The sequence below is a fragment of the Variovorax sp. 01N429 genome, from assembly GCF_056399425.1.
The window spans coordinates 154,482-178,740 of record NZ_JBFTRG010000003.1; the positions used below are offsets into that span (position 1 = coordinate 154,482).

A 24,259-nucleotide genomic window follows, 5' to 3' on the forward strand; every position below is an offset into this window, starting at 1 on the left:
ATAATTGCCGGCTTCGCGAAAAGTGCAGCGCGACGTTGTGTCGTGTCATCCGTCAAGGTAAATCAACCACCAAGGACGGATTTTTGTGGCTCTCGCATCGACCCAAAGGAAAGATCATGAAAGAAGGCATTCACCCGAACTACCGTGAAGTTCTGTTCGTCGACCTGTCGAACGGCTTCAAGTTCGTGACCCGTTCGTGCGCGAACACCAAGGAAATGGGCAAGACCGACGACGGTCGTGAACTGCCTCTTTACAAGCTCGACACATCGAGCGAATCGCACCCCTTCTATACCGGCACGCAAAAGTCGGTGGACAACATGGGCGGCCGCGTCGAGAAATTCCGCAACCGCTTCGGCAAGACTGCTTCCAAGTAAGGAAGGCGCTTCCGTACATAGGGCAGCCCGGGTCACCGCGCTGCCCTTTTTCTTTCCAACTGACCGTCCCCTCCCCTTCCTTCGCAGTTGAACCAGCCGACGCCCGCCATCGTTGCCCAGAGCGCTGTGCGCCGCCTACCGCGCGTTGCATTGCTGCTGCTGTGCGCGGCGTACCTCATGCCGGGCCTGCTGGGCCGCGGTCCATGGAAAAGCGCCGATATCACCGCATTCGGCTACATGGCGGAGCTGGCTCGCACCACCGAAGGCATCGCGCGGTGGTTCGACCCGATGCTTCTCGGAATGCGGCCCGAGACGCCCGCGCTGATTCCCTACTGGATCGGCGCCTGGGCCATCAAGATCGCGCCGGCCTGGATCAACCCCGATCTTGCGGTGCGCATCGCGTTCGCCCTGCTCCTCGCCGGCACCTTCACCGCAACCTGGTATGCCGTCTACTACTTGGCGCGCACTTCGCGGGCACAGCCGGTGGCTTTCGCTTTCGGGGGTGAAGCTCAGCCGACGGACTATGCGCGCGCGATTGCAGATGGCGCTTTGCTGGCGCTGATCGCCTGCCTCGGACTTGCTCAGCTGGGGCACGAAACCACTCCCGCACTCGCCCAGCTCTTCTTTGCATCACTCCTGTTCTATGGCGTTGCCGCACTGCCATATCGGCGCGCGGGTGCCTTCGTCGTCCTGTTGATCGGCACGGTTGGCATGACGCTGAGCGGCGGCCCGACCGTCGGGCTCGCACTGGGCATCGGATGCGGGGTGATCCTCGTCGAAGAACGCAGGCGCGGCGCGGCCGATCAGCCCGGAGACTCCGAGCCCATCTACACGAAGGGCGCCATCGTGGCCGTGTTCGGCGCGACGCTTCTTGCAGGAATATTGGCTGCGATCCTCGGCCTGCTGCAATGGAAGATCGAACTCCCCGGAAGCCACCGCGCCGTCGCCGAAATACGCGATCAGGCCAAGCTGTTGCTGTGGTTCACTTGGCCGGCCTGGCCGCTGGCCATCTGGACGTTGTGGCGATGGCGCCGGCAATTGACGGCCCGGCATGTCGCCCTGCCTCTGTGGTTCGTGGTCGTGCCCCTGCTCGCCACCTGGACCACGAATTTTTCGGAACGCTCGCTGTTGCTCGGCTTGCCCGCGTTCGCTACCTTGGCAGCGTTCGCGCTCCCGACTTTCCGCCGAAGCGTGGCGGCGCTGATCGACTGGTTCACGCTGCTGTTCTTCAGCGGTTCGGCCATCATCATCTGGGTGATCTGGGTTGCAATGCAGACGGGCGTGCCCGCCAAGCCCGCGGCCAACGTCGCGAAGCTCGCGCCGGGCTTCGTGCCAGAGTTTTCCGCGGTCGCCTTTGTCTTTGCACTGACGGCGACGCTCGCCTGGGCATGGCTGGTGCGATGGCGCACCGGGCGCCACCGCGCCGCCCTGTGGAAGACGCTGGTCTTGCCGGCCGGCGGTGCTGCCTTGTGCTGGACGCTCGTGATGACGCTGTGGTTGCCAGCGCTCGACTATGCGCGCAGCTACGCCCCGCAGGTGCGCGCGATTTCAGAGCGCGTCGGCCAGCCTTCGTGCATTTCCGAGCTCGCACTCGACCGGCCGCACATCGCCGCGCTTCGCCATCACGGCAACTTCGACTTGCAGCCGCTGCTGAGCGGGCAAGCCTGCCCTTGGCTGCTCGTCAGCCCGAGTGCGATCGTGAGCCTTCACGAGATCGTCAACCTCGATGCCTGGCGCCTCATCGGGACGCTGCGTCGTCCGACCAGCCCAGCGGACGACCTGCTGCTCTTCCAACGGATCGTTCCCGCAGGTGACTAGCGAACGGCGTGTGATCGCGCGCCACGCAGGGACGGTACTGGTGGGGCAGCTGGCCGTGATGGCCTTCGGCGTCACCGACACGATCGTGGCCGGGCGCTATGCCGAAGGCGCTCTTGCGGCGCTGTCGGTCGGCTCGGCGATATTCATCAGCGTCTTCGTTGCCTTGATGGGTGCCCTGCAGGCGCTCTTGCCGGTATGGGCCGAACTCCACGGCGCGCAACGTACGGCGGAAGTCGGCCGCTCGGTGCGCCAGTCGCTCTATGTCTGCGCCGCCGCGGTCGTCATAGGCATGACGATCCTGCTTTTTCCGGCGCCGATGCTCCGTTGGACCGAAGTGCCGGCAGGCATGCAAGACGACGTCCAGGCGTATTTGCGGGTGCTGGCGTTGGCGTTGCCGCCGGCCTTGCTGTTCCGGCTGTTCAGCACGCTCAACCAAAGCCTTGGCAAACCCCAGCTGGTGACTTGGCTGCAATTGGGATCGCTGTGCGTCAAGCTGCCCTTGTCGATCTGGTTCACCTTCGGTGGCGCGGGGGTGCCCGCGATGGGGCTGGTCGGCTGCGGATGGGCTACGTTGGTCGTCAACTACACCATGCTGGGCGCAGCGATCTGGCTGCTGCGCAATGAGCCCTTCTATCGCGAATATCGCTTCTGGCAGCGCATCGAAGCGCCGGACTGGGCGCAGTTGCGCCAATTCGCGAGGCTCGGTGTTCCCGCTGGCCTGGCGGTGCTGGTCGAGGTGACCTCGTTCACACTGATGGCACTCTTCATTGCGCGCCTTGGCACGGCGGCATCGGCTGCGCATCAGATCGCGGCGAACCTCACCGCTGTGGCCTACATGATGCCGCTGTCGCTCTCCATCGCGACCAGCGCGCGGGTCAGCTACTGGCTGGGCGCCGGCGAGGATGGCCTCGCCCGAAGCGCCGGCCGCAGAGGATTCGAACTGACGATGTGCCTCGCCCTGCTCTTCGCCGGATCGATGGCCTTGTTCCGCTGGCAACTCGCTGCCATCTATTCAGCCAATCCCGACGTGATCGCTCTCGGTGCGACGTTGATTCTGGTCACCGCCGGCTATCACTTCGCCGATGCTCTGCAGACACTTTGCGTCTTCGTCCTGCGTTGCTATCGGGTCACGGTGATGCCGCTGATCCTCTACTGCACTCTGCTGTGGGGCGTCGGACTCGGCGGCAGCTACCTGCTGGCCTATCGCGGCATCGGCCCGTGGCCCGCGATGCAATCTCCACTGGCCTTCTGGCTCATGGGCGGGATTGCGCTTCTCATCACCGCCTTGCTGTTTCTGATCCTGCTTGCGCGAACCGTCAGGCGACCGCGCTGACTGCCGACGCCAGTCGCAGCCGCACGACCGGAAACACGAGCGCAAAGCGCGACCCCTTGCCGACCGTGCTCTCGATGCGCAGTTCGGCCCCATGCCGCTGTGCGATGTGCTTGACAATCGCGAGCCCGAGCCCGGTGCCGCCCGTTTCACGTGATCGGCTGCGGTCGATGCGATAGAAGCGCTCGGTCAGCCGTGGGATGTGCTCGGCAGCGATGCCGGGTCCGCTGTCGCGTACTGCATATTCGCCCCGGCCATCGGGCAGAAGACGCCAGGTCACGGCCACCTGTCCGCCGGCGGGCGTGTAGCGAATCGCGTTGGTCAGCAGGTTCGACATCGCGCTTTGCAGTTCAGTCGGCGCGCCTGCAATCTCGCTGTCCGCTTCCAACGAAAACGACAATTGATGCCCTTGCGGCGAGAGCCGGCTGGAGAGCCCCCGGCCCTCGTCTTCGCATTGCGCCATCAGGGCCCGCAGGCGGGTCCAGCGGTTGGCCGGCGGTGGCGCACTGCCTTCCAGGCGCGACAAGGTCAGCAGGTCATTCACCAGTGTTTCCATGCGATGGGACTGCTGACTCATCAGCCCGAGATAGCGCGAGCGCTCCTCTGCATCGAGTGGGAGGTTCTGCAATGTCTCGACGAAGCCGGCAAGCACCGTGAGCGGCGTGCGGATTTCATGCGAGACATTGGCGACGAAATCGCGCCGCATCGCGTCCGCCTGCTCCAGAGAAGTGATGTCGCGCGTGAGCAGCATCCGCCGGTTGCCTGCATAGGGATGCACCTGCACCGAAAGCCGCACCGGATGGCTGCGTTGCGGCAGCGTCGACGGTGCATCGATGACGACGTCGCGGCTGTAGTTCCACGAGGCCAGGTACGCAACGAAAGCCGGATCGCGGACCAGATTGGCAAGATGCTGGAGCAGATCGCGCTCGGCGTCGATGCCGAACTGCCCCGCCGCCGTCTGGTTGCACCATTCGATGCGACCTTGCTGATCGAGCAGCACCACACCGTTGGGCGATGCCTGGATGGCCGCCAGAAACTCCTGGAGGCGCTCCTCGGCTTGCTGAGTCTGCTTTTCGCGGTCCCGCAGCAGTTTGCGGATCCGTTCAGCGAGTTCGCCCCAGACGCCTGATCCGCGAGAAGGCAGCCCGGAAGCGTCTTTGCGCAGCACATCGAGAAGCCGCTGAGCACGCCAGGCGTCGAGCACCAGCCAAACGACAGCACCCAGCCATGCCCCCAGCCAGGCGAAACGCCAGCCGAAGGCCGCGGCCACGCCGCCGCCGACGAGCGAAGCAATCAGGAAAGTCGCGATACGAAACGGCATGCAGGTTCATTATCTCGCCCGGTCTTCACCGGCGAGCCTTCTCAAACCGTAGCCTGGGCTGTGAGCCGGTAGCCTGCGCCGCGCACCGTCTCGACCATCGGCGCGGCCGGGCCGAGCGACTCGCGCAGGCGCTTGACGTGCACATCGACCGTGCGCTCCTCGATGTAGACGTGGTCGCCCCAGACCTTGTCGAGCAACTGCGCGCGGCTGTGCACGCGTTCGGCGTGCTGCATGAGAAAGCCCAGCAGCTTGAATTCGGTCGGACCCACTTTCAGCGGAGTGCCCTGCCAGGTGACGCGGTGCGTGGCCGTGTCAAGTGCGAGTTCGCCGATCTCGACACGCTCCGTCACGACCTCCGGCGCGCGCCGGCGCAACACCGCGCGGATGCGCGCCAGCATCTCCTGCGTCGAAAAAGGCTTCGTGATGTAGTCGTCCGCACCGGCGTCCAGCCCCGCCACCTTGTCGGGCTCGTCGCCGCGCGCGGTCAGCATGAGGATCGGGATTGCCTTGGTGCGCGAATCCTTGCGCCATTGACGGGCCAACTGCAAGCCACTCTGGCCCGGCAGCATCCAGTCCAGGAGCACGAGGTCGGGCAAGAAAGCATCGATCTCGCGCTGCGCCGCGGCGCCGTCTTCGGCCCAGATCGGCTCGAAGCCGTTGTGCCGCAAGTTCACTGCGATCAGTTCGGCAATCGAAGACTCGTCTTCAACGATCAGGATGCGGGGTTTCTTCATGAATCCTCAAATTTTCCATTCGATGGCGATCACTGCAACGCCGACTCGATTTCCTGCATGGAAGTGTGCCGCACGTCCGCGCCCTTGACGATGTAGATGATGAATTCGGCAATGTTCTTCGCGTGGTCGCCGATGCGCTCGATGGCTTTTGCCAGGAACAGCAGGTCGAGGCTCGCGGAAATTGTGCGTGGGTCTTCCATCATGTAGGTGACCAGCTTGCGAACGAATCCGTCGAATTCCTTGTCGATCAGGTCGTCGTCCTTCAGGATCGACAGCGCCGCGGCGGTGTCCAGCCTTGCAAAGGCGTCGAGCGCCTTGCGCAGAAGCCCCGAAGCCAAGTCGGCCGCAATGCGCAGTTCCATCGAAGGCAAGGCGCGCGCCGATCCGCTTTCGATGATCGACTTGACCATGCGGGCGATCTTGTTGGCCTCGTCGCCCACTCGCTCCAGATTGGCGGTTGTCTTCGAAATGGCGATCAAGAGGCGCAGGTCGCGCGCGGTCGGCTGGCGGCGGGCGATGATCGACGACAGATCACGGTCGATCTCGATTTCCATCGCGTTCACGCGGTGCTCTGTCTCCATCACACGGTCGGCCGTTTCAGCGTCGAATTGCTGCAGCGCATACACCGCCTGGTGGATCTGCGCTTCGACCATTCCGCCAAGCTCCATCACGCGGGAGGAGACGGCGTTGAGCTCGCTGTCGAATTGGCTGGAAAGATGCTTTTCGGTCATGTCGGTCTCCTTAGCCGAAGCGGCCCGTGATGTAGTCTTCCGTCTCTTTGCGCTTCGGCTTGAAGAAGAGTTCTTCGGTCGCTCCGAACTCGATCAGGTCGCCGAGGTACATGTAGGCGGTGTAGTCGCTGCAGCGAGCAGCCTGCTGCATGTTGTGGGTCACGATGACAACGGTGTACTCGCTTTTCAGCTCGGCGATCAACTCTTCGATCTTGGCCGTGGAAATCGGGTCGAGCGCCGAGCACGGCTCGTCCAGCAATAGCACTTCGGGCTTGATGGCGATGCCGCGCGCGATGCAAAGGCGCTGCTGCTGGCCGCCTGAAAGGCCCGAGCCGCTCTGCTGGAGCTTGTCGCGCACTTCGGTCCACAGGGCGGCCTTCTTGAGCGCCCACTCCACCCGATCGTCCATCTCGGAAGCGCTGAGGTTCTCGAACAGCTTCACGCCGAACGCGATGTTGTCGTAGATCGACATCGGGAAAGGTGTCGGCTTCTGGAACACCATGCCGACCTTGGCGCGGATCAGGGCGACGTCCTGTTTCGACGTCAGCAGGTTTTCACCGTCCAAGGCGATGGTGCCTTCCGCGCGCTGTTCGGGGTAAAGCTCGAACATCCGGTTGAAGGTGCGGAGCAAGGTCGATTTGCCGCAGCCTGAAGGTCCGATGAAGGCCGTGACCTTGTTCTCCGGGATTTCGAGGTTGATGCCCTTGAGCGCGTGGAACTTGCCGTAATAGAAGTTCAGGTCCTTGACCGAGATCTTCGCGCGGGTCGGTTGAGCGATGGTGGTTGACATGGTGTTCAGAGCTTGTTTCGCGTGAGAACGCGCGCGAGGATATTGAGGGCGAGGACCGCGACGGTGATCAGGAACACGCCGGCCCAGGCCAGGTGCTGCCAGTTCTCGTACGGGCTCATCGCGAACTTGAAGATCGTCACCGGCAGGCTCGCCATGGGCTGACGCATGTCCGCCGTCCAGAACTGGTTGCTGAGCGCGGTGAAAAGCAGCGGCGCGGTTTCGCCGGCAATGCGCGCCACTGCCAGAAGCACGCCCGTTACCACGCCGGCTCGCGCTGCGCGCAAAGTGATGCTCAGGATGACCTTCCACTTCGGTGTGCCGAGCGCATAGGCCGCTTCGCGCAAACCAGGCGGCACGAGTTGCAGCATGTTTTCGGTCGTGCGGATCACGACCGGAATCACGATCAACGCCAGGGCCAACGCACCGGCCAAGCCTGAGAACGACTTCAAGTACGCCACGACGATCGCATAGACGAACAGGCCGATGACGATCGACGGCGCCGACAGCAGGATGTCGTTGACGAAGCGCACCACGCTCGAGAGCCACCCCTCGGGGTTGTATTCGGCAAGGTAAATGCCCGCCATGATCCCGATCGGCGTACCGATGAAAGTGGCAACCCCCACCATCGCAAGCGAACCGAAGATGGCGTTGGCAATGCCTCCCTCTTCGTTGGGTGGCGGCGTTATTTCGGTCAGCGCGCTCAAAGTGAGGCCACCGATGCCCAGGCGCAGGGTCTCCCACAGAATCCAGACGAGCCAGAAGACCCCGAAAGCCATCGCAGCCAATGACAGCGTCAGCGCGACGATGTTCACCCGCTTTCGGCCGGCGAACTTGGCCGCGCGCGTTTCCTGGAGTGTCTTGGCGCTCAGCAGACGTTCAGCCGTGGTCATGATTTGGTTCCTTCGCTCTTGCGCATCTGCTGGAGCAGCAGCTTGGACAGCGACAGCACGACGAAGGTGATGAAGAAAAGCACCAGGCCGAGATACATCAGCGAAGCCTGGTGCAAGCCAGCCCCCGCCTCTGCAAACTCATTGGCAAGCACCGAAGTGATGCTGTTGGCCGCCTCGAAGACCGAGAGTGAGTTGAGTTGGTTGGTGTTGCCGATCACGAACGTGACGGCCATGGTCTCGCCCAAGGCACGGCCGAGGCCGAGCATGATGCCCCCGACGACACCGGCCTTGGTGTAAGGCAGCACGACCTTCGACACCACTTCCCAGGTGGTCGAACCGAGCCCGTAGGCGGATTCCTTGAGCAGCGGCGGCGTCACTTCGAATACGTCCCGCATCACCGAAGCAATGAACGGAATGATCATGATCGCCAGGATGATGCCGGCCGACAGAATGCCGATGCCTACCGGCGGCCCCGACACCAGTGCGCCCAGGTAAGGAACGCCCGCAAAGAGCTTCTGCAGCGGCTGCTGCACGAAGGTGGAAAGAATCGGCCCGAAGACCAGCAAGCCCCACATGCCGTAGACGATCGAAGGCACCGCCGCGAGCAATTCGATGGCGGTGCCCAGCGGGCGCTTCAGCCAGGACGGGGACATTTCGGTCAGGAACAGCGCGATGCCGAAGCTCACCGGCACCGCGATGACCAACGCGATGGCGGAGGTCGCGAGCGTCCCGTAGATCATCACGAGGCCGCCGTACTGGTCCTGCACCGGATCCCAGACGCTGCTCGTGAGAAACCCGAGCCCGAACTTCGAGATGGCCGGCCAGGCGCCGACCAGCAGCGAAAGCAGGATGCCGATCAGCATCGCGAGCGTGAGCAGCGCGGCGCCCTTGGCGGCCATGCCGAACAGGCGATCGGTGGTGGCGCCGCTGCGTGGCCGCTTGGCCGGCGGCGGACTTGCCGTGACGCGGGCACGCTCGGCTGAGCGATCGAGCGGGCTGGCGCTTGCGGGGAATGTGGTTGACACGGTTCGCTCCGAATGGGGCGCGCGATCAAGCGGAGTGCTCATGCGCGCGCCGTCGTGTCTTGCTTACTTGAAAGCGACGGGCTTGCCCGACGCGTCCTTGATGTCGCCCCAGGCGCTGGAGATGACGCCCTTGACCTTGTCGGGCATCGGCACGTAGTCGAGATCCGCAGCGGTCTTGTCGCCAGTCTTGTAGGCCCAGTCGAAGAACTTGAGCGTCGTGGCGGCTTGCACGGGCTTGTCCTGCGTCTTGTGCATCAGGATGAAGGTCGCGCCGGTGATGGGCCACGAATCCTTGCCCGGCTGGTCGGTCAGCACCTGGTAGAAGGTCTTCGACCAGTCCGCGCCTGCCGCGGCGGCCTTGAATGCCGAATCGTCCGGCGACACGAAGGCGCCGTCCTTGTTCTGCATCAGCGCGTAGTTCATCTTGTTCTGCTTGACGTACGCATATTCGACATAGCCGATCGAGTTCGGCAGGCGGTTCACGAAGGCTGCGACACCTTCGTTGCCCTTGCCGCCCGCACCGTTGGGCCAATTGACTGCCGTGCCGTCGCCGACCTTGGCCTTCCACTCGGGATTGGCTTTGCTCAGGTAGTTGGTGAACAGGAACGTCGTACCCGAACCGTCGGCGCGGCGCACCGTGGCAATCGGTGCATCGGGCAGCGCCAGGCTGGGGTTCAGCGCCTTCACGGCCGGATCGTTCCACTTGGTGATCTTGCCCAGGTAGATGTCGCCGAGAACCTGTCCGCTGAGCTTGAGTTCGCCCGGCTTGATGCCCTGGATGTTGATCACCGGGACCACACCGCCGATGACGGTCGGGAACTGCATCAGCCCTTTGGTCTTGAGCTCATCGTCCGAAAGGGGCATGTCCGATGCGCCGAAATCGACCGTCTTCGCATCGATCTGCTTGATGCCCGCGCCAGAACCCACGGACTGGTAGTTGATTTTGGCCCCCGTGGCCTTGTTGAAGTCGGAGGCCCACTTTGAATACAGCGGCGCCGGGAAGCTGGCGCCGGCACCGGTGGCCTCGTCCGCAAAGGCGGAAACATGGAAGAACGCCGAGGCCAGGAGGCCGACAGCTGCGAATTTGAACGTCGTTTTCATGATGCTTCCTTTAGCTGCATAGAAACCCTTCAGAGGGCTTGGGACGGACTCTAGAAAGCTTCTGTGACAGTGCGATGACATCTGCCCACAGAGGGGAAAATGCCCCGATGCGCCGGACTCGGAATGACGTTGTCACACAACCGTCATGCGCCGCACCTAGCCTGCGGCGCTACGATCAGGCCCCGACATTTCCTCCTCACCATGCAAAACGGAACCCGCCTCGCTGCGGTCGATCTCGGCTCGAACAGCTATCGCCTCGAAATCGGTCGCGTCGATCACGGCCAGATTCACCGGGCCGAATACATCAAGGAGACCGTTCGCCAAGGCAACGGACTCGATTCTTCGCGCAACCTCACGCCCGATGCGATGCAGCGCGGCTGGGATGCGCTGGCGCGCTTCGGCGAACGCCTCGCAGGATTCAAGCGCTCCGAAGTCCGCGCGGTCGCCACGCAGACCCTGCGTGAAGCGCGCAACCGGGACGAGTTCCTGCTGCGCGCGCGCACCATTCTGGGATTCGGCATCGACGTCATCACGGGCCGCGAAGAAGCGCGCCTGATCTACCAAGGCGTGGCGCACATGCTGCCGCACACCGAAGCGACGAACCGCGAGCGCCGTCTGGTCATCGACATCGGCGGCCGTTCCACCGAAATGATCATTGGGCAAGGCCCCAAGGCGGAGGTGATGGAGTCTTATCGCGTCGGCAGCGTGGCCTGGTCGATGAAGCATTTTCCGCAAGGCGTCTTCACGACTTCGGCTTTCAAGGCCGCCGAAGTCGCTGCCAAGGCGGTGCTCGACGACGCGCTATCGACCTATGTGCCGGATCGGTGGGACGTGGCCTATGGCGCGTCCGGAACGATCGGCGCGGTGGGCGACGTGCTGGCGGTTGCCGGCAACGAGCCGGGCCTGATCACTCGCGAGGGCCTGGATTGGCTCCTCGACCGCCTGCTGAAGGCCGGCAGTGCCGACCGCCTGCGCATCGAAGGCATGCGGGAAGATCGCAAGGCGGTGATCGGCGGCGGCGTGAGCGTGCTTCGCGCGGTATTCGATCTGCTGGAAATCGACGAGATGAGAGTCGCCCAAGGCGCACTGCGCCACGGCGTGCTCTACGAATTGCTCGAGCGCGACGACACGGTTGCCGACCTGCGCGTCGGCACGGTGGCCCGGCTGGCAACCCGCTTCGCCGTGGATGGAGCGCAGGTCAAGCGCGTCGGCGAAACGGCCGCGACGCTGTTTCTGCAGCTGGATCCGAGCGCCCGGGGCGCCGACACCGCAAGCCGCGCCGGCCGCTCGCTGCGAAAACTGAGCTGGGCCGCGCAGTTGCACGAGATCGGCACCCACATCTCGCACAGCGAATACCACAAGCACGGCGCATACATCCTCGACAACGCCGATGCGCCGGGTTTTGCCGTCAACGAGATGCACTGGCTGAGCCAACTGGTGCTCGGCCACCGGGGCAAGCTGCGCAAGCTCGAAACCGTGCTGGACGACCCCACCTTCGTGCTGCAACTGCTGGCGCTGCGGGTGGCCGTGATCCTTTGCCATGCCCGGCGAGATCCCGACCTCGCCGGACTGCGCATCTCGCGGCGCGACGAGAAGATCTTCACGATCGCCTGCCGCTCGCAGTGGGTCGAACTCTATCCGCAATCCGCGCATCTGCTGCGCGAAGAGGTACTGGCCTGGCAGAAGACCAACTGGCGGGTCGAGCTCGCCAAGGTCTGAGGTCAGCGGGAGCTCAAAGCAACTCCGGCGCCTGAACCGTGACGACCACGGTCTGCACGTCGCCGTCGCGCTCGCGGGTGCGAATCCACCAAACTGCGCCCTTGCGCACGGGGCAGCTGTCCTGCTGCAGACCCAGCAGCAGCGAGATGGCCTGCCCGAGCGATGGCTGGTGGCCGATCAGGAGCACCACCGACTTGCCGTTCGGCCAACCCGCCACGGAAAGCAGCGCGTCGGGCGTGGTGTCGGGCGCCAGTTCGCCGCGCAGCTTGTACTTGCGGCCGAGCGCCAGCGCCGTCTGCTCGCAGCGGCGCGCCGGGCTGCAGACGATGCGGGTGCCGTCGGGCAATTGGCGATCGAGCCATGCGGCCATGCGCTTGGCCTGTTTTTCGCCTCGCGACGTCAGGGAACGCTGCATGTCGTCGCAGCCCTCCGTCCAATCGTCCGCTTCAGCGTGGCGCCAGAAAATCAGGTCCATGGATCAGTCTCGTAATGCGGCGCGCCGCAGTCCGCGCGACGCGTAGCGGTTCATCAGGGCCGTCTGCGCACCATGCGCTTCAATGGCGCGCGAAGCGCCCTCCTCACCCGGATGGGTGTCCTTGTCGACGCGCCTGTAGACGCCGTCCGAACCCAGGTCCCAGGCATCGCGCCCATCGTGCAGATAGGCCACCAGGCATTCGTCGATGAGACGCTGGCGCAGCACCGGATCAGTCACCGGCCAGGCCAGCTCGACCCGGCGCAGCATGTTGCGATTCATCCAGTCCGCGCTCGACAGGTAAAGCGATTCGTCAAGCGCCTGCCGGAAGTAGAAAACCCGCGAGTGCTCCAGAAAGCGCCCGATGACCGAACGCACGCGGATGTTGTCCGTCACGCCCGGCATGCGGGCCGGCAGCGTGCATGCACCGCGCACGATCAGGTCGATCTTCACGCCCTTCTGCCCCGCGCTGACGAGTGCGGCGATCAGGTCTTCGTCCGTCAGCGCATTCATCTTGGCGACGATGCGCGTCGGCTCGCCGGCTTCCGAGGCCGCACCGAGCGCGTTGATGCGGGCGATGAGATTGCGATGCAGGTCGAAGGGCGCGACCCACATGCGATTGAGCTTCGGCAGGCGGCTCTGGCTGGCCATGTGGACGAAGACCGCTTCCATGTCCGCCGTCAACAAGGGGTCGGCGGTCAGATGGCTGATATCCGTGTAGAGCGCCGCCGTGCGCGGGTTGTAGTTGCCGGTCGAAAGATGGCCGTAGCGGCGCATGTGCTTGCCTTCACGTCGCGTGATCAGCAGCATCTTCGCGTGGGTCTTCAGGCCGACGACGCCGTAGACGACCTGCGCGCCGATCGACTCCAGCATTTCCGCCCAGTTGATGTTCGCCTCTTCATCGAAACGCGCCTTGAGCTCGACGACCACCGTCACTTCCTTGCCACGGCGCACTGCCTCGCGCAGCAGGTCCATCAGCTCGGAGTCGGTGCCCGTGCGGTAGATCGTCTGCTTGATCGCCAGCACCTGCGGGTCCTGAACTGCCTCTCGCAGGAAGGCCAACACGCCCTCGAAGCTCTCGAACGGCTGGTGGATGAGCGCGTCGCCGCGCCGCAGCCTGTCGAAGAAGGACTGTCCCGGCGAAAGCGTGATCGGGTAGGAGGCCTCATAAGGCTGAAACCGCAGCTGCGGCTCGTCGAGCAAGTCGATGAGCTGCGTCAGGCGGGCGAGATTGACCGGCCCGTGCACCCGGTAGAGCGCCTGCGTCGGCAGATTGAACTGCGCCAGCAGGAAGCTCGCCAGCGATTCGGCACAGCTCGATGACACCTCCAGCCGAACGGCCTGACCGTAATGCCGGTGCTGCAAGCCCTGGCGCAGCGCGGTACGCAGGTTCTTGACGTCTTCCTCGTCAACGGCGAGGTCGGAATGGCGCGTCACCCGAAACTGCGAAAACTCCCCAACTTCGCGCCCCGGAAACATGCTCGAAAGATGCGCCCGCACGATGCTCGACAGCGCGATGAACAGCGTCTTTCCGTCAGATACCTTGGCCGGCAGCCGGATGAGGCGCGGCAACACCCGCGGCACCTTCACGATGGCGATCGGGTTCTCGCGACCGAAAGCATCCTTGCCGCTGAGCCGCACGATGAAGTTGAGCGACTTGTTGGCGACTTGCGGAAACGGATGCGCCGGGTCCAACCCGACAGGGATCAGCAGCGGCCGAACTTCGCGCTCGAAATAGTCGCTGACCCACTTGCGCTGGACCGGATTGCGCTCCCCATGCGAGACGATCCGGATGCCTTGGCTCGCAAAGGCAGGAATCAGCTTGTCGTTGTAGAGCGAGTATTGCTGCGCCACCAGCGCATGCGCCGCCTCGGCCAGCCGCTCGAAGGAATCGACGCTGTAGCTGCCCTTGCGCACGCCCGCCACGCTCGCCCCCAGGTGCGGCGCGGCGCGAACTTCGAAAAACTCGTCGAGGTTGGACGAAACGATGCAGAGATAACGCAGCCGCTCTATCAGCGGCACCTCGGGGCGCTGCGCCCAATCGAGCACCCGTTCATTGAAAGCCAGGATGCTGTGGTCGCGGTCGAGCAGCGTCAGTGCCGGCTTGCCGGCGACAGCCAGACTGTCGACGGTTTCGGGCGGCGTGGATAAAAATTCTGGTACGACCGGCACGGACTCAACCATAAGCCAAAACATGACAGTTTCCACGTCCATCGTGACAGTTGCATGACAACGGCGTGACGGCCTCGTCGCCCTTTGTGTCGCCCTTGGTATCAATGGCCGAGAAAGTGCTTTCGATAGCGTGCAGGCAGATCGTCGATGCGCATCAGCATCGGCAAATCGGCCGTGTTGAAGTCCGGGTCCCAGGCCGGTGGCCCGAGAACCTTGGCCCCCAGCCGAAGGTAGCCTTTGATCAGGGCCGGCGGCTCGATGTCCAGGGCGCTGTCGAGCCGATGCACCGGCAGCGGCAGCCGCGGCTGGACGTGGTACTGGATCGGCGCCATGTGGGTTGCCGAAAGCTGGCGCCAAATGCTGGCGGCCGCATCGCCGCTGGTCACACCGTGATGGCACATCGGGATGCTGGCGCAGCCGATCATCGTGTCCAGCTTGTTGCGCTTCATGAAAGCAGCCAGTGCGCCCCACAGCGCCAGAATCACTCCGCCTTGACGATGGTCCGCATGCACGCAGCTTCGGCCCAGCTCGACCATGCGCTCGCGCAAGTCACGCAGGCGAGTCAGATCGAATTCAGTGTCGCTGTAGGTGCTGCCGACACGCTTCGCCTGCGCGGGCGTAAGCACGCGATAGGTGCCGATGACGCGGCCAGTCGCGTCGTCTCGGACCAGAAGATGCTCGCAAAAGTCGTCGAACAGGTCGATGTCGTGGTTTTCGATCGGCGTCGCCAGGCGCGCGCCCATTTCGCCTGCAAAGACTTCGAAGCGCAGGCGCTGCGCTGCACGGACGTCGTCCTGGTGGCGCGCCCAGCTCACGCTGATGCCGCCGGCCAAAGGCTCTGGCGCCGCCGGCACCTGCGATGTTTTGGGCACAAGTATTGCTGCTGGACGCTGAGTCGCACCCGAGCCCGGCCAGAAAGCAGGACGCAAACCCAGTTGCGAGAACGGAAACGTCGGTGTGGGCAGTTCTTTCATTCGGGTCCCTTTCTGCAGACGGAGTCTCGGGACATGAAGTGAAACAAGCATGTCAGTCGGGTGGCATTTGCGTGACGCGCGCGAAGCCTCGCGCTTCATCGTTTAATGCCGAAGATTCGCCAACGGAGATTTCATGGCCAACGAAACCAGGGTGGAGGTCGAAACCCGCCGCCATCAGATGTTCCCCAAGCTGAGCGCGCAGGACATCTCACGCATCAGGCGCTTCGGGAGCGTCCGTCATTACCACGCCGGCGCCTGTCTCTTCACGGCCGGGGAACCCGGACCCGGCATGTTCGTCGTGCTCGAAGGCGTGGTGGCGATCAGCCAGCGCGACGGGCTCGGGCATGTCGTGCCGATCGAACGCCAAGGGCCAGGCCAGTTCCTCGCCGAAGTCGCGCAGCTTTCGGGCCGGCCGGCGCTGGTCGACGGGCACGCCGAAGGCGAAGTCGAAACGCTGCTGGTGCCGCCGGAGCAATTGCGCGCCCTCATCATTGCCGAGGCCGATCTCGGCGAAAGGCTGGTCCGCGCCATGATCCTGCGGCGCGTGGCGCTCATCGAATCGGGCGCCAGCGGCCCTGTGCTGATCGGCCCGCCGCAATCGGCCGAGGTGATGCGAATCCAGAACTTCCTCAGTCGCAACGGGCATCCCTACCATGTCGTCGACGCCACGCAAGACGCCGACGCCGCCGCGCTGCTCGAGCAGTACGGCGAGGTCGATCTGCTGGTTGTGTGCCCGAACGGGTCCGTCATGGCCAATCCGACCGAGAACGCGCTGGCGCGCTGTCTCGGCATGGTCGACTCCATCGAGCACGAAGATCTTTTCGATGTGCTGGTGGTCGGCGCCGGACCGGCGGGCCTGGCAACCGCCGTCTACGCCGCATCGGAAGGCTTGCGCGTCATCGTCGTCGACTGCCGCTTCTTCGGCGGCCAGGCAGGCGCCAGCGCCCGTATTGAAAACTACCTCGGCTTTCCGACCGGCATCTCCGGAGGCGCCCTTGCCGGCCGCGCCTACGTGCAGGCGCAGAAGTTCGGCGTCGAGATGCTGATTCCGGCGCAGGTCGCCTCGCTCGATTGCAGCCGGGCCGAGTCGGACGGCGAAGTCTCCGTGCAGCTGGTCGACGGGCGCAAGCTCCGGTGCAGGACTCTGGTGATTGCCAGCGGCGCGCGTTATCGCCGCCCCGAAGTGCCGCGGCTGGCCGAATTTGAGGGGCGCGGCATCTGGTACTGGGCGTCGGCGCTGGAGGCCAAGCTCTGCGCGCATCAGGAGGTCGCCTTGGTTGGCGGCGGCAATTCTGCAGGGCAGGCGGCGGTATTTCTTTCGCAACACGCGGCCAAGGTCAACGTGCTGGTGCGCGGGCCCTCGCTCGCGGCAACCATGTCGCGCTACCTGATCGATCGTATCGAAGCGACACCCAACATCGAGCTTCATCCGCATACCGAACTCGTGGAGTTGCAAGGCGAGCCATCGACCGGCCTGAACGGCGCCACATGGCGCGACCGCCGCAGCGGCAATCAGCATGACTGCCCCGCGCGCAATATCTTTCTCTTCATCGGCGCCGTGCCCGAGACGGATTGGCTCGAAGGCTGCGGCGTCGCGCTCGACAAGCACGGCTTCGTGCTGACCGGGCCGAAGGCGCGCGGCGGCTTTCCGGCGAAAGTCGCGGCACCGCTCGAATCGAGCGTGCCGGGCGTCTTCGCGGTTGGCGACGTGCGCTCGGGCTCCGTCAAGCGCGTCGGCGGTGCAATCGGCGAAGGCGCGGCAGTGGTCGCACTCATCCATCAACACCTTGCGTCATCGACTCAACCTTGAGGAAGCACCCGATGTCCAGCATCCGTCCTTGTTCCCACGTGCCCGACACGATCGTTCCGCCCAAGTCGGCCGGATGCGAGGAATGCCTCGCCATGGGCGACCAGTGGGTTCATCTGCGCCTTTGCGTCCACTGCGGCCACGTAGGCTGCTGCGACTCGTCCAAGAACCGGCACGCGACGCGGCACTACAAGGCGACCGGACATCCGGTGGTCGCATCGCTCGAGCGCGGCGAAGACTGGATGTGGTGCTACGCGCACGAAGCGCAGGTGGGCTGATCCCTCTGGCGCCCGCCCTGCCTGCCCCTGCCCTGCACGAAAGGCCGGCAAAAGCTATGCTGGCCGGCCTTGTCACCACATCTGGATCCAGAGACATGCCCCAAGCACCCATCGACGCCTATTCCTGGGCCACGCCCAACGGCCACAAGATTCACATCATGTTGGAGGAATGCGGCCTCCCTTATCGCGCACACCCGGTCAATATCGGCAAAGGCGATCAGTTCGATCCCGCATTCCTGAAGATCAGCCCCAACAACAAGATCCCGGCCATCACGGACCCCGAGGGCCCGGACGGCAAACCGATCTCGCTCTTCGAGTCGGGTGCGATCCTCGTCTACCTTGCGGGCAAGACCGGCAAGTTCCTGCCGACCGATGTTCGCGGCCGGTATGCGGTGCTCGAGTGGCTGATGTTCCAGATGGGCAGCGTCGGCCCGATGCTCGGCCAGGCTCATCACTTTCGCAACTACGCACCCGAGAAGATCGGCTATGCGATCGACCGCTATTCGAACGAAGCCAAGCGCATCTACGGCGTGATAGACAAACAGCTTTCGGCCAACGAGTTCATTGCCGGCGAGACCTACTCGATCGCCGACATCGCGATCTTTCCCTGGTTGCGCAGCTGGGAAAACCAAGGCATCGTGCTCACCGAGTATCCGCACCTCAAGCAGTGGTTTGACGGCGTCGCGGCCCGGCCCGCAGTGCAACGCGGCGTCAAGGTGCTCGCAGACCTGCGCACGCCGATCACAGGCGACAAGGAACGGGAAATCCTGTTCGGCAAATCGCAATATCAACGTCGCTGACCGCAAAAAAGCAAAAGGCGCTTTTCGTCAGGTTAGAATCGCGGGCTTGTCGGGGTGTAGCGCAGCCTGGTAGCGCATCTGGTTTGGGACCAGAGGGTCGAAGGTTCGAATCCTTTCGCCCCGACCATCCATCGTGAACGGGGACAACGGCCAATGCCGTTGTCCCCGTTGTCATTTGAGCGCCCTGCAAGCTCAGCCCGCTCTCCCACCCGACTCCAGATGCTCCCGCACGGCGCTCACGTGGTTGCCGACTTTGGACAAGGCGCTCTGCAGCGCCTCCTCGCTGCAGTGCAATTGCCCGCACCAGTACCTGATCTCGACCCGGTCGTCAGTGTTGATGCGACCTGGATCCAGCGGCTTGAAATTGCTCAGATCGTCCGACATTTGGCCTCCCGAATGCGGTTTCCGGCTGATTCTTATAGGCCTGTGCGAACCGCTTTGCAAGCGCCCTTCAGCCGTGCGCCAGCAACATCTTCATGAAAGCAATACCGTTGCGCTGGCCTTTGTCTTCGTCGCAGTTGTTGAAGATCAAATGCGTGTTGCGCACTTTGTAGGCCAGCCGAATGACCTCGACCATGATTTCGCGCAGTTCCTGATCCGGGTAGTCGTAGTCGAAACGCTCCGCAGCGGAGCTTGCGCCCTTGGTGTTGTAGGTGTCGACGTTGCGGCCGTGCAACCGCACGAGCGCGTAGTCCGGGTTCGTGGTCTCGGCCAGCAAAGGAACGCTGTTCGCAAAGCCCTGAGGCCCATCCACCACGGTGTGAACAGCGCGCAATTCACGCAGAAAGGCCATCGTGTCCGCGCGATTCGATTCATCGAACCATGAAGCATGGCGAAACTCGACGCCGACCGTGTGCCCATCCATCTGTTCGACGCAATGCTCGACATGCGCATAGCCCTCCCGGTTGCACATCAGCCAGGGCGGGAACTGGAAGTGAACCAGACCCAGCTTGCCGGCCGCCTTGAGCGGCGCGATGGCATCGATGAACCGCCTCCACAACTCGGTTCGGATCTCCGGCGGCGTGGTGCGGTAGTAGAGCGTCTTGGTCGAGCCCAATGCCTCCTTGATGTCCTTGTGCAGCACCTTCGGGTCGGTCTGGTGGCCGGTGAAGAGCCGGAACGCCTTCACATTGAAGACGAAGTTCTCGGGCGTGCGTTCGGCCCAATTGAACACAGTCATCGGCGCAGGAATGCCGTAATAGCTGCTGTCCACTTCCACCAGCGGAAAGATGGACGAATAGAAGCGCAGGCGCGCCTCGGGTGTCTTCACTTCCTTTGGATAGAAGCGCCCACAGTCGATCAGCGTCTTGTCAGTCCATGAAGCGGTGCCGACAAGAATGGCCATGACTTTGCCTATGCCCTTGCTGCGCCGCTAGCGGCACTCGCAGACCGCGCCGCGCGTGCACATGCTCGCGGTCGTGGCGCCCGCCCTGCAGCTCGCCCTGGGGCTGGCGCCGGCCGGACACGAGATGTTGCAGCCCAGGCAAGCGCCCGCGACCGGCGCCTCGCAGTAGCTGCCCACCTGCGGATCGTTCATGGCGGTGCCTGACACTTTTCCGAATTGAGCACAGCCGGACAACAGCACGGCCGCAAGGATCAAGGCGAACTTCATTCAAAACTCCAGAACATCGAACACTCGCGCGGGCGAAAACTCTCTCGCAGGGTAGCCAGCGGAACGGAACGGAAAAAAGGGAGTATCGGCCAAAGTCCAGCCCGCGCGCACGCCGTCGCTGACGCACTCACAATTCAGGCTTTTCGATCGCATCGGAGCTGACATGGATCTTCAACTGGCTGGCAAACATGTGCTCATCACCGGCGGTAGCCGGGGCATCGGCCTGGCGTGTGCTTTGGCGTTCCTGCAAGAAGGCGCCCGCGTGAGCCTGTCCGGACGGACGCAGGCACATCTCGATACCGCGCTGGCAAAAATGGGTTCGGCGGGGCACAAAATGAGCGGCTATTGCGCAGACCTCACGGACGCGCGCGCGGCTTTGCAGATGGTGGAAGCAGCGCAGGTCGGATCGGGCCCGATCGACATCCTGGTCAACTCCGCCGGGGCGGCACGGCGGACCCCTTTCGACGAATTGCAGCCGCAGACGTGGCACGACGCCATGCAGGCGAAGTTTTTTACCTATGTGAACGTGATGGATCCGGTCATCAAGCGGATGGGCGAGCGCGGTTCCGGCTCCATCGTGAATGTGATCGGCATGGGCGGCAAGGTCGCCTCGCCCACTCATCTCGCGGGCGGCGCGGCCAACGCTGCGTTGATGCTCGCAACCGCCGGCCTTGCTGCCGCCTACGGGCCGCGGGGCGTTCGCGTGAACGCCGTGAATCCGGCGCTGACCCTGACCGATCGGATGGCCGAAGGCATTGCGGCCGATGCGCGCCTGCGAAAGGTCACGGAAGCCGAAGTGCTGCGCGACGCCGAGGCTCGCATGCCGCTCGGCCGGCTCGCCAAGCCGGAGGACATTGCCAACGCGGTCGTCTTTCTCGCATCGCCGAGCGCAGGCTATGTCTCTGGCGCCATCCTGTCGATGGATGGGGCCGCCGTGCCGATGGTGGTTTGAGTTTCGAGCGACCGGGGAGACTCGGGAAAGTGCGGGGTCGATCGGCACCGTAAAATCCCGGCCACATATTCACTGCCCGTAGCTCAGTTGGATAGAGCACCTGCCTTCTAAGCAGGTTGTCGGGGGTTCGATCCCCTCCGGGCAGGCCATATCACGGTCTACATTCCTCGAGTCCGCAAAGCGTTGCGTCGGCTCAGCACCGCGCTCAGGTTTTCGGCATCAACTTTTCAACCACTTGGTCGATGCTGAAACTCGCGGCACGCGCACGTGGCGGAAACTCCTTGAAGGTCTCCAGCCACTTGGCAAGCAGCGGGGGTGCCGCGTATTGCAGAGGAACGTTTTCGACGAACCAATCGTTGTACTTGAAGCTTTCCTCTCCACGCTCGAACGGATCGGCCCGCAGGTCGAAGAATTTCGGAATCCGCATCTGCGATAGCGGCTCGCGCCAGACAGCGAGTCCCGTGCTGCGCTGCTCGGCAAAGACGATCTTGAAGCGCCCCATCCGCATCGCCATCATGTCGCCGTCGTCGCTCCAATAGAGAAACCCTTCGCGTGGGCACTTTTCCTCCTTGCCCGACAAGAAGGGCATCAGGTTGTAGCCGTCGAGATGGACTTTGTAGGTTTTCTCGCCGATCTGGTAGCCCTTCTTCACCTTGGCTGGCAGATCGGGTTCGCCGTTGGCCGCCGCGAATGTGGGTATGAAATCCTGCAGCGAGCAGATGTCGTTGATGACCCGTCCGGGCTCAATGACGCCCGGCCAGCGCATCACGCAGGGGATGCGCCACCCACCCTCCCAGTTGGTGTCCTTTTCGCCGCGAAACGGCGTGGCGCCACCGTCGGGCCACGACAGCACTTCGGCGCCGTTGTCGGTGGTGAAGACGACGATGGTGTTGTCGGCGACGCCGAGGTCATCGAGCTTCTGCAGCAGTTCCCCAACGTAGCCGTCGAGCTCGACCATGCCGTCGGGATAGAGTCCGATGCCGGTCTTGCCACGCGACGATTCCTTCAGGTGCGTGAAGACGTGCATGCGCGTGGGATTGAAGTAGCAGAACCACGGCGCGCCTTCCTTCGTCTTGCGATCCATGAAGTCCAATGCGGCGCCGATGAACTCCTCGTCCACGGTTTCCATGCGCTTGCGCGTGAGCGGGCCGGTGTTCTCGATGACCTGCTTGCCGACTTTGCCAAACTGCTCGTCGACGGTCGCATCATCCTTGTCCGTCGCCTTGCACTTCATCACGCCGCGTGGACCGTACTTCTTCCGGAAGGCAGGGTCCTTCGGATAGTTCTCGTACTCCGGCTCCTCTTCAGCGTTCAGGTGGTACAGGTTGCCAAAGAACTCGTCGAAGCCATGCACCGTCGGCAGGTGCTCGTTGCGGTCGCCCAGATGGTTCTTGCCGAACTGCCCAGTGGCATAGCCAAAGCCCTTCAGGAACTCGGCAATGGACGGGTCCTCCGCACTGAGGCCCAACGTGGCACCGGGAGTTCCCACCTTCGTGAGGCCGGTGCGGATCGGCGCCTGCCCGGTGATGAACGCGGCGCGTCCTGCTGTGCAACTCTGCTGTCCGTAGAAGTCGGTGAACAAGGCCCCCTGTCGGGCGATCCTGTCGATGTTCGGCGTCCGATACCCCATGACGCCGAGGTTGTAGGCGCTGACATTGAACCAGCCGATGTCGTCGGCCATGATGAAAAGAATGTTCGGCTTGCTTGCGGTGGACATGGATTCTCCTTCGGCAGTAGGAAACACGTGTGGAATCGGCGACCCACATCTTCCGCCGACAGAGCGCCCAACGAAATTGCACCTTTGTGCATCGCTTGTTGCACCTCTACGCCCGCCAGCACAAACCAATCCCCGGCATCCGCACCGGCGACGTGCGCAACACCAGCGTCACCAACGTGGACGTGAGCAACGTCCCAGCCAGCTGCGTGCCTGTGAACGGGGGGCTGATCTATGGCAGTGCGGAGCGCTGACAGCGACGCGCTGGTGTGGACCGGCGCTATTGCCTCACATACCAATCATCAAAACCAGAGATTTCCTCGAGTTTCCGTGTGTATCCGTTGCGACTTAAAAGGGTAAAGATCTTCTCGCGAGCGGGCGTGTAGTTGTGCTCGCAAGTGATCACCTTGAACGAATGTTTCCCGAAATCGAACGCGCTCAAGATTTCGTACTCACTGCCTTCCGTATCTATCGACAAATAGTCGATGTCCTGCGGTGCGTGGTGCCTGTCGAGCATATCGTCCAGCGAGATGGTCTTCACCAGGTAACGACTGCCTGACTGCCGGTCGTGCGCGTCGCCGCTTGCCACCGATGCGACGGTCGATAGTTCCGCATCGTCGACTTCGTTGAATTCGAGGCTCAGTCCCGATTTCGACCACACGCACTCGTGTTCAATCGCGGCGGTCCTGTTTCGCGAAAGCTGGCTATGCCAGGAGTGCGCTGGCTCGGCAAGGATGCCGGACCAGCCGAACTCCTTTTCCATCAAGTGCGTGTTGCTCAGGCCGACGCCGTCAGTGGCGCCGAACTCAACGAAGGACCCGCCTCGCTTGAATTGAAGTTCCGAAAGCACGAAAAGATCTTGCCGAAGCTGACTTTTCGACAGCGGGAAGTTTTGCAGTATGGCCGCTGCGCAGCTTGAGTCGGACATGGTCATGAGGAACTTCATGTCAGCATCCGTCTTCAGCATGTGATCCAGGCTGGCCGCCTTCACCAGAGCAAGATCGAATTTTCGAAGAACGCTCTTCAGGGCTTGTTTCGGTTCGATCATTGTTCTTAACAGTGGTCCACTGAATTTGTGAAAGCCGGCGCCAAGGTGCGCCCGCACTTTAGCGCGCCACCGCTTCCTCGGCAATCCACGTTCGCCCGTCAGCATGGGATGCTCGGGCTCGGGCGAGGGGGTTGACCGTCAGCGCCCGGCTCAAAGACTTTGCCCGTCTCTCTCGGCCTGCGCCCTGATCATCTGCTGCAGCACTGCCATCAGCGCGGCGCCTGTCAGGCCGAACATCAATACGCCGTTTGCGGCCTCCAGTGGGCCGAGCAGCTTCCAGGGCTTCGTCATCACGACATCGCCATAGCCGAGCGAGCTGAAGTTAACTGCCGAGTGGTACACCGCCTCATACAACTCGCTGAACTCGCCCAGCATCATGAACAGAAATCCCCAAATCATGATCTGAAGGAAATTGCCAAGCACCAGCACGACCATCACGACGAGAAGCGAGCGGATCTGCACAAACGGTCCCGCGATGACCGCGTGATGAATTGCCCTGCCAGAGTAGTAACGAACGCTCCAGAACGTGAAGCTCGCCTGCAGCACCAGGCAAAACAGGATGGTCGGTAGCCCGACCGCCAGGTTCCTCAGCACGTC

At 63.2% G+C, this 24,259-nt stretch carries 25 protein-coding genes and 2 tRNA genes; 11 read left to right on the forward strand and 16 right to left on the reverse strand.

The annotated features are described in order from the left end of the window. The first annotated feature begins 116 nt into the window (after positions 1-116). The 3 genes from AC1DSF_RS06825 (at position 117) to AC1DSF_RS06835 (ending at position 3,525) form a co-directional block, all read left to right on the forward strand. Positions 117-374: a type B 50S ribosomal protein L31 gene (locus tag AC1DSF_RS06825; RefSeq protein WP_478104079.1), complete on the forward strand. Its 258-nt coding sequence runs from the start codon at positions 117-119 to the stop codon at positions 372-374. 87 nt (positions 375-461) lie between these two features. Then, the gene (locus AC1DSF_RS06830; protein WP_478126472.1) at positions 462-2,192 is read left to right on the forward strand and encodes a hypothetical protein; all 1,731 of its coding nucleotides are present in this window, start codon (positions 462-464) and stop codon (positions 2,190-2,192) included. After that, the gene (locus AC1DSF_RS06835) at positions 2,185-3,525 is read left to right on the forward strand and encodes an MATE family efflux transporter (protein WP_478182478.1); all 1,341 of its coding nucleotides are present in this window, start codon (positions 2,185-2,187) and stop codon (positions 3,523-3,525) included. The genes AC1DSF_RS06830 and AC1DSF_RS06835 overlap by 8 nt, the downstream gene beginning before the upstream one ends. Here AC1DSF_RS06835 and phoR read toward each other — a convergent pair. Genes phoR through pstS form a run of 7 tightly spaced genes read right to left on the reverse strand, consistent with a single transcriptional unit; the run spans position 3,509 to position 10,114 of the window. Beyond that, the gene (phoR, locus tag AC1DSF_RS06840) at positions 3,509-4,843 is read right to left on the reverse strand and encodes a phosphate regulon sensor histidine kinase PhoR (RefSeq protein WP_478126474.1); all 1,335 of its coding nucleotides are present in this window, start codon (positions 4,841-4,843) and stop codon (positions 3,509-3,511) included. The two genes, AC1DSF_RS06835 and phoR, sit on opposite strands and share 17 nt — an antisense overlap. A gap of 41 nt (positions 4,844-4,884) precedes the next feature. Then, positions 4,885-5,577 carry a phosphate regulon transcriptional regulator PhoB gene (gene phoB, locus AC1DSF_RS06845; protein ID WP_478126475.1) on the reverse strand — a complete coding sequence of 231 codons (693 nt, stop codon included), beginning with the start codon at positions 5,575-5,577 and terminating at the stop codon, positions 4,885-4,887. A gap of 29 nt (positions 5,578-5,606) precedes the next feature. Next, positions 5,607-6,308, reverse strand: coding sequence for a phosphate signaling complex protein PhoU (gene phoU, locus AC1DSF_RS06850; protein WP_478126476.1), 702 nt, complete (start codon positions 6,306-6,308; stop codon positions 5,607-5,609). Positions 6,309-6,318: 10 nt separating this feature from the next. Then, positions 6,319-7,098 (reverse strand): phosphate ABC transporter ATP-binding protein PstB, encoded by a 780-nt coding sequence (pstB, locus tag AC1DSF_RS06855; protein ID WP_478126477.1) that lies wholly within the window; start codon positions 7,096-7,098, stop codon positions 6,319-6,321. A 5-nt stretch (positions 7,099-7,103) separates the two neighbouring features. After that, complete coding sequence (pstA, locus tag AC1DSF_RS06860) at positions 7,104-7,988, reverse strand: phosphate ABC transporter permease PstA (protein ID WP_478182479.1); 885 nt, start codon at positions 7,986-7,988, stop codon at positions 7,104-7,106. Next, complete coding sequence (gene pstC, locus AC1DSF_RS06865) at positions 7,985-9,055, reverse strand: phosphate ABC transporter permease subunit PstC (protein WP_478126479.1); 1,071 nt, start codon at positions 9,053-9,055, stop codon at positions 7,985-7,987. Before pstC ends, pstA begins: the two co-directional genes overlap by 4 nt. A 21-nt stretch (positions 9,056-9,076) precedes the next feature. Then, positions 9,077-10,114 (reverse strand): phosphate ABC transporter substrate-binding protein PstS, encoded by a 1,038-nt coding sequence (gene pstS / locus AC1DSF_RS06870; RefSeq protein ID WP_478126480.1) that lies wholly within the window; start codon positions 10,112-10,114, stop codon positions 9,077-9,079. Between the two features lie 201 nt (positions 10,115-10,315). Between pstS and AC1DSF_RS06875 the strand changes: the two genes are divergently transcribed. After that, the gene (locus AC1DSF_RS06875) at positions 10,316-11,833 is read left to right on the forward strand and encodes a Ppx/GppA phosphatase family protein (protein WP_478126481.1); all 1,518 of its coding nucleotides are present in this window, start codon (positions 10,316-10,318) and stop codon (positions 11,831-11,833) included. 13 nt (positions 11,834-11,846) lie between these two features. Here the strand turns inward: AC1DSF_RS06875 and AC1DSF_RS06880 are convergent, their stop codons facing one another. From AC1DSF_RS06880 to AC1DSF_RS06890, 3 genes are all read right to left on the reverse strand, one after another. Further along, a complete protein-coding gene (locus tag AC1DSF_RS06880) occupies positions 11,847-12,308 on the reverse strand; it encodes a SixA phosphatase family protein (RefSeq protein WP_478126482.1) in 462 nt (153 codons plus the stop codon). A 3-nt stretch (positions 12,309-12,311) separates the two neighbouring features. Then, positions 12,312-14,501 carry a polyphosphate kinase 1 gene (gene ppk1 / locus AC1DSF_RS06885; protein ID WP_478182480.1) on the reverse strand — a complete coding sequence of 730 codons (2,190 nt, stop codon included), beginning with the start codon at positions 14,499-14,501 and terminating at the stop codon, positions 12,312-12,314. A gap of 77 nt (positions 14,502-14,578) precedes the next feature. Next, positions 14,579-15,451, reverse strand: coding sequence for a GNAT family N-acetyltransferase (locus AC1DSF_RS06890; RefSeq protein WP_478126483.1), 873 nt, complete (start codon positions 15,449-15,451; stop codon positions 14,579-14,581). A 133-nt stretch (positions 15,452-15,584) separates the two neighbouring features. Between AC1DSF_RS06890 and AC1DSF_RS06895 the strand changes: the two genes are divergently transcribed. The 4 genes from AC1DSF_RS06895 (at position 15,585) to AC1DSF_RS06910 (ending at position 18,463) form a co-directional block, all read left to right on the forward strand. Further along, positions 15,585-17,261: an FAD-dependent oxidoreductase gene (locus tag AC1DSF_RS06895; protein WP_478126484.1), complete on the forward strand. Its 1,677-nt coding sequence runs from the start codon at positions 15,585-15,587 to the stop codon at positions 17,259-17,261. An 11-nt stretch (positions 17,262-17,272) separates the two neighbouring features. After that, a complete protein-coding gene (locus AC1DSF_RS06900; protein WP_478126485.1) occupies positions 17,273-17,536 on the forward strand; it encodes a UBP-type zinc finger domain-containing protein in 264 nt (87 codons plus the stop codon). A gap of 95 nt (positions 17,537-17,631) precedes the next feature. Next, positions 17,632-18,336, forward strand: a complete 705-nt coding sequence (locus AC1DSF_RS06905; protein WP_478126486.1) for a glutathione binding-like protein — start codon at positions 17,632-17,634, stop codon at positions 18,334-18,336. 50 nt (positions 18,337-18,386) lie between these two features. Next, positions 18,387-18,463, forward strand: a tRNA-Pro gene (locus AC1DSF_RS06910). Between the two features lie 65 nt (positions 18,464-18,528). On the opposite strand, the gene AC1DSF_RS06915 is transcribed toward AC1DSF_RS06910, so the two are convergent. The 3 genes from AC1DSF_RS06915 to AC1DSF_RS06925 form a co-directional block, all read right to left on the reverse strand. Continuing rightward, positions 18,529-18,720 (reverse strand): DUF3606 domain-containing protein, encoded by a 192-nt coding sequence (locus tag AC1DSF_RS06915; protein WP_478126487.1) that lies wholly within the window; start codon positions 18,718-18,720, stop codon positions 18,529-18,531. 67 nt (positions 18,721-18,787) lie between these two features. Then, positions 18,788-19,681, reverse strand: coding sequence for a DUF72 domain-containing protein (locus tag AC1DSF_RS06920; RefSeq protein WP_478126488.1), 894 nt, complete (start codon positions 19,679-19,681; stop codon positions 18,788-18,790). A gap of 27 nt (positions 19,682-19,708) precedes the next feature. Further along, complete coding sequence (locus AC1DSF_RS06925) at positions 19,709-19,948, reverse strand: hypothetical protein (RefSeq protein WP_478126489.1); 240 nt, start codon at positions 19,946-19,948, stop codon at positions 19,709-19,711. 163 nt (positions 19,949-20,111) lie between these two features. Between AC1DSF_RS06925 and AC1DSF_RS06930 the strand changes: the two genes are divergently transcribed. Continuing rightward, positions 20,112-20,900 carry an SDR family NAD(P)-dependent oxidoreductase gene (locus AC1DSF_RS06930; RefSeq protein WP_478126490.1) on the forward strand — a complete coding sequence of 263 codons (789 nt, stop codon included), beginning with the start codon at positions 20,112-20,114 and terminating at the stop codon, positions 20,898-20,900. A 72-nt stretch (positions 20,901-20,972) separates the two neighbouring features. Next, positions 20,973-21,049: transfer RNA gene (locus AC1DSF_RS06935), tRNA-Arg, on the forward strand. 56 nt (positions 21,050-21,105) lie between these two features. On the opposite strand, the gene AC1DSF_RS06940 is transcribed toward AC1DSF_RS06935, so the two are convergent. Next, positions 21,106-22,617, reverse strand: coding sequence for an arylsulfatase (locus tag AC1DSF_RS06940; RefSeq protein ID WP_478126491.1), 1,512 nt, complete (start codon positions 22,615-22,617; stop codon positions 21,106-21,108). A 29-nt stretch (positions 22,618-22,646) separates the two neighbouring features. On the opposite strand from AC1DSF_RS06940, the gene AC1DSF_RS06945 reads away from it, so the two are divergent. Further along, positions 22,647-22,868, forward strand: coding sequence for a hypothetical protein (locus tag AC1DSF_RS06945; protein WP_478126492.1), 222 nt, complete (start codon positions 22,647-22,649; stop codon positions 22,866-22,868). Between the two features lie 26 nt (positions 22,869-22,894). Here AC1DSF_RS06945 and AC1DSF_RS06950 read toward each other — a convergent pair whose 3' ends face one another. Together AC1DSF_RS06950 and AC1DSF_RS06955 are read right to left on the reverse strand one after the other, a co-directional pair. Further along, on the reverse strand, positions 22,895-23,767 hold the full coding sequence (locus AC1DSF_RS06950) for an FkbM family methyltransferase (RefSeq protein ID WP_478126493.1): 873 nt from the start codon (positions 23,765-23,767) through the stop codon (positions 22,895-22,897). Positions 23,768-23,812: 45 nt separating this feature from the next. After that, positions 23,813-24,256: an ion channel gene (locus AC1DSF_RS06955; protein ID WP_478126494.1), complete on the reverse strand. Its 444-nt coding sequence runs from the start codon at positions 24,254-24,256 to the stop codon at positions 23,813-23,815. Positions 24,257-24,259 lie beyond the last annotated feature (3 nt).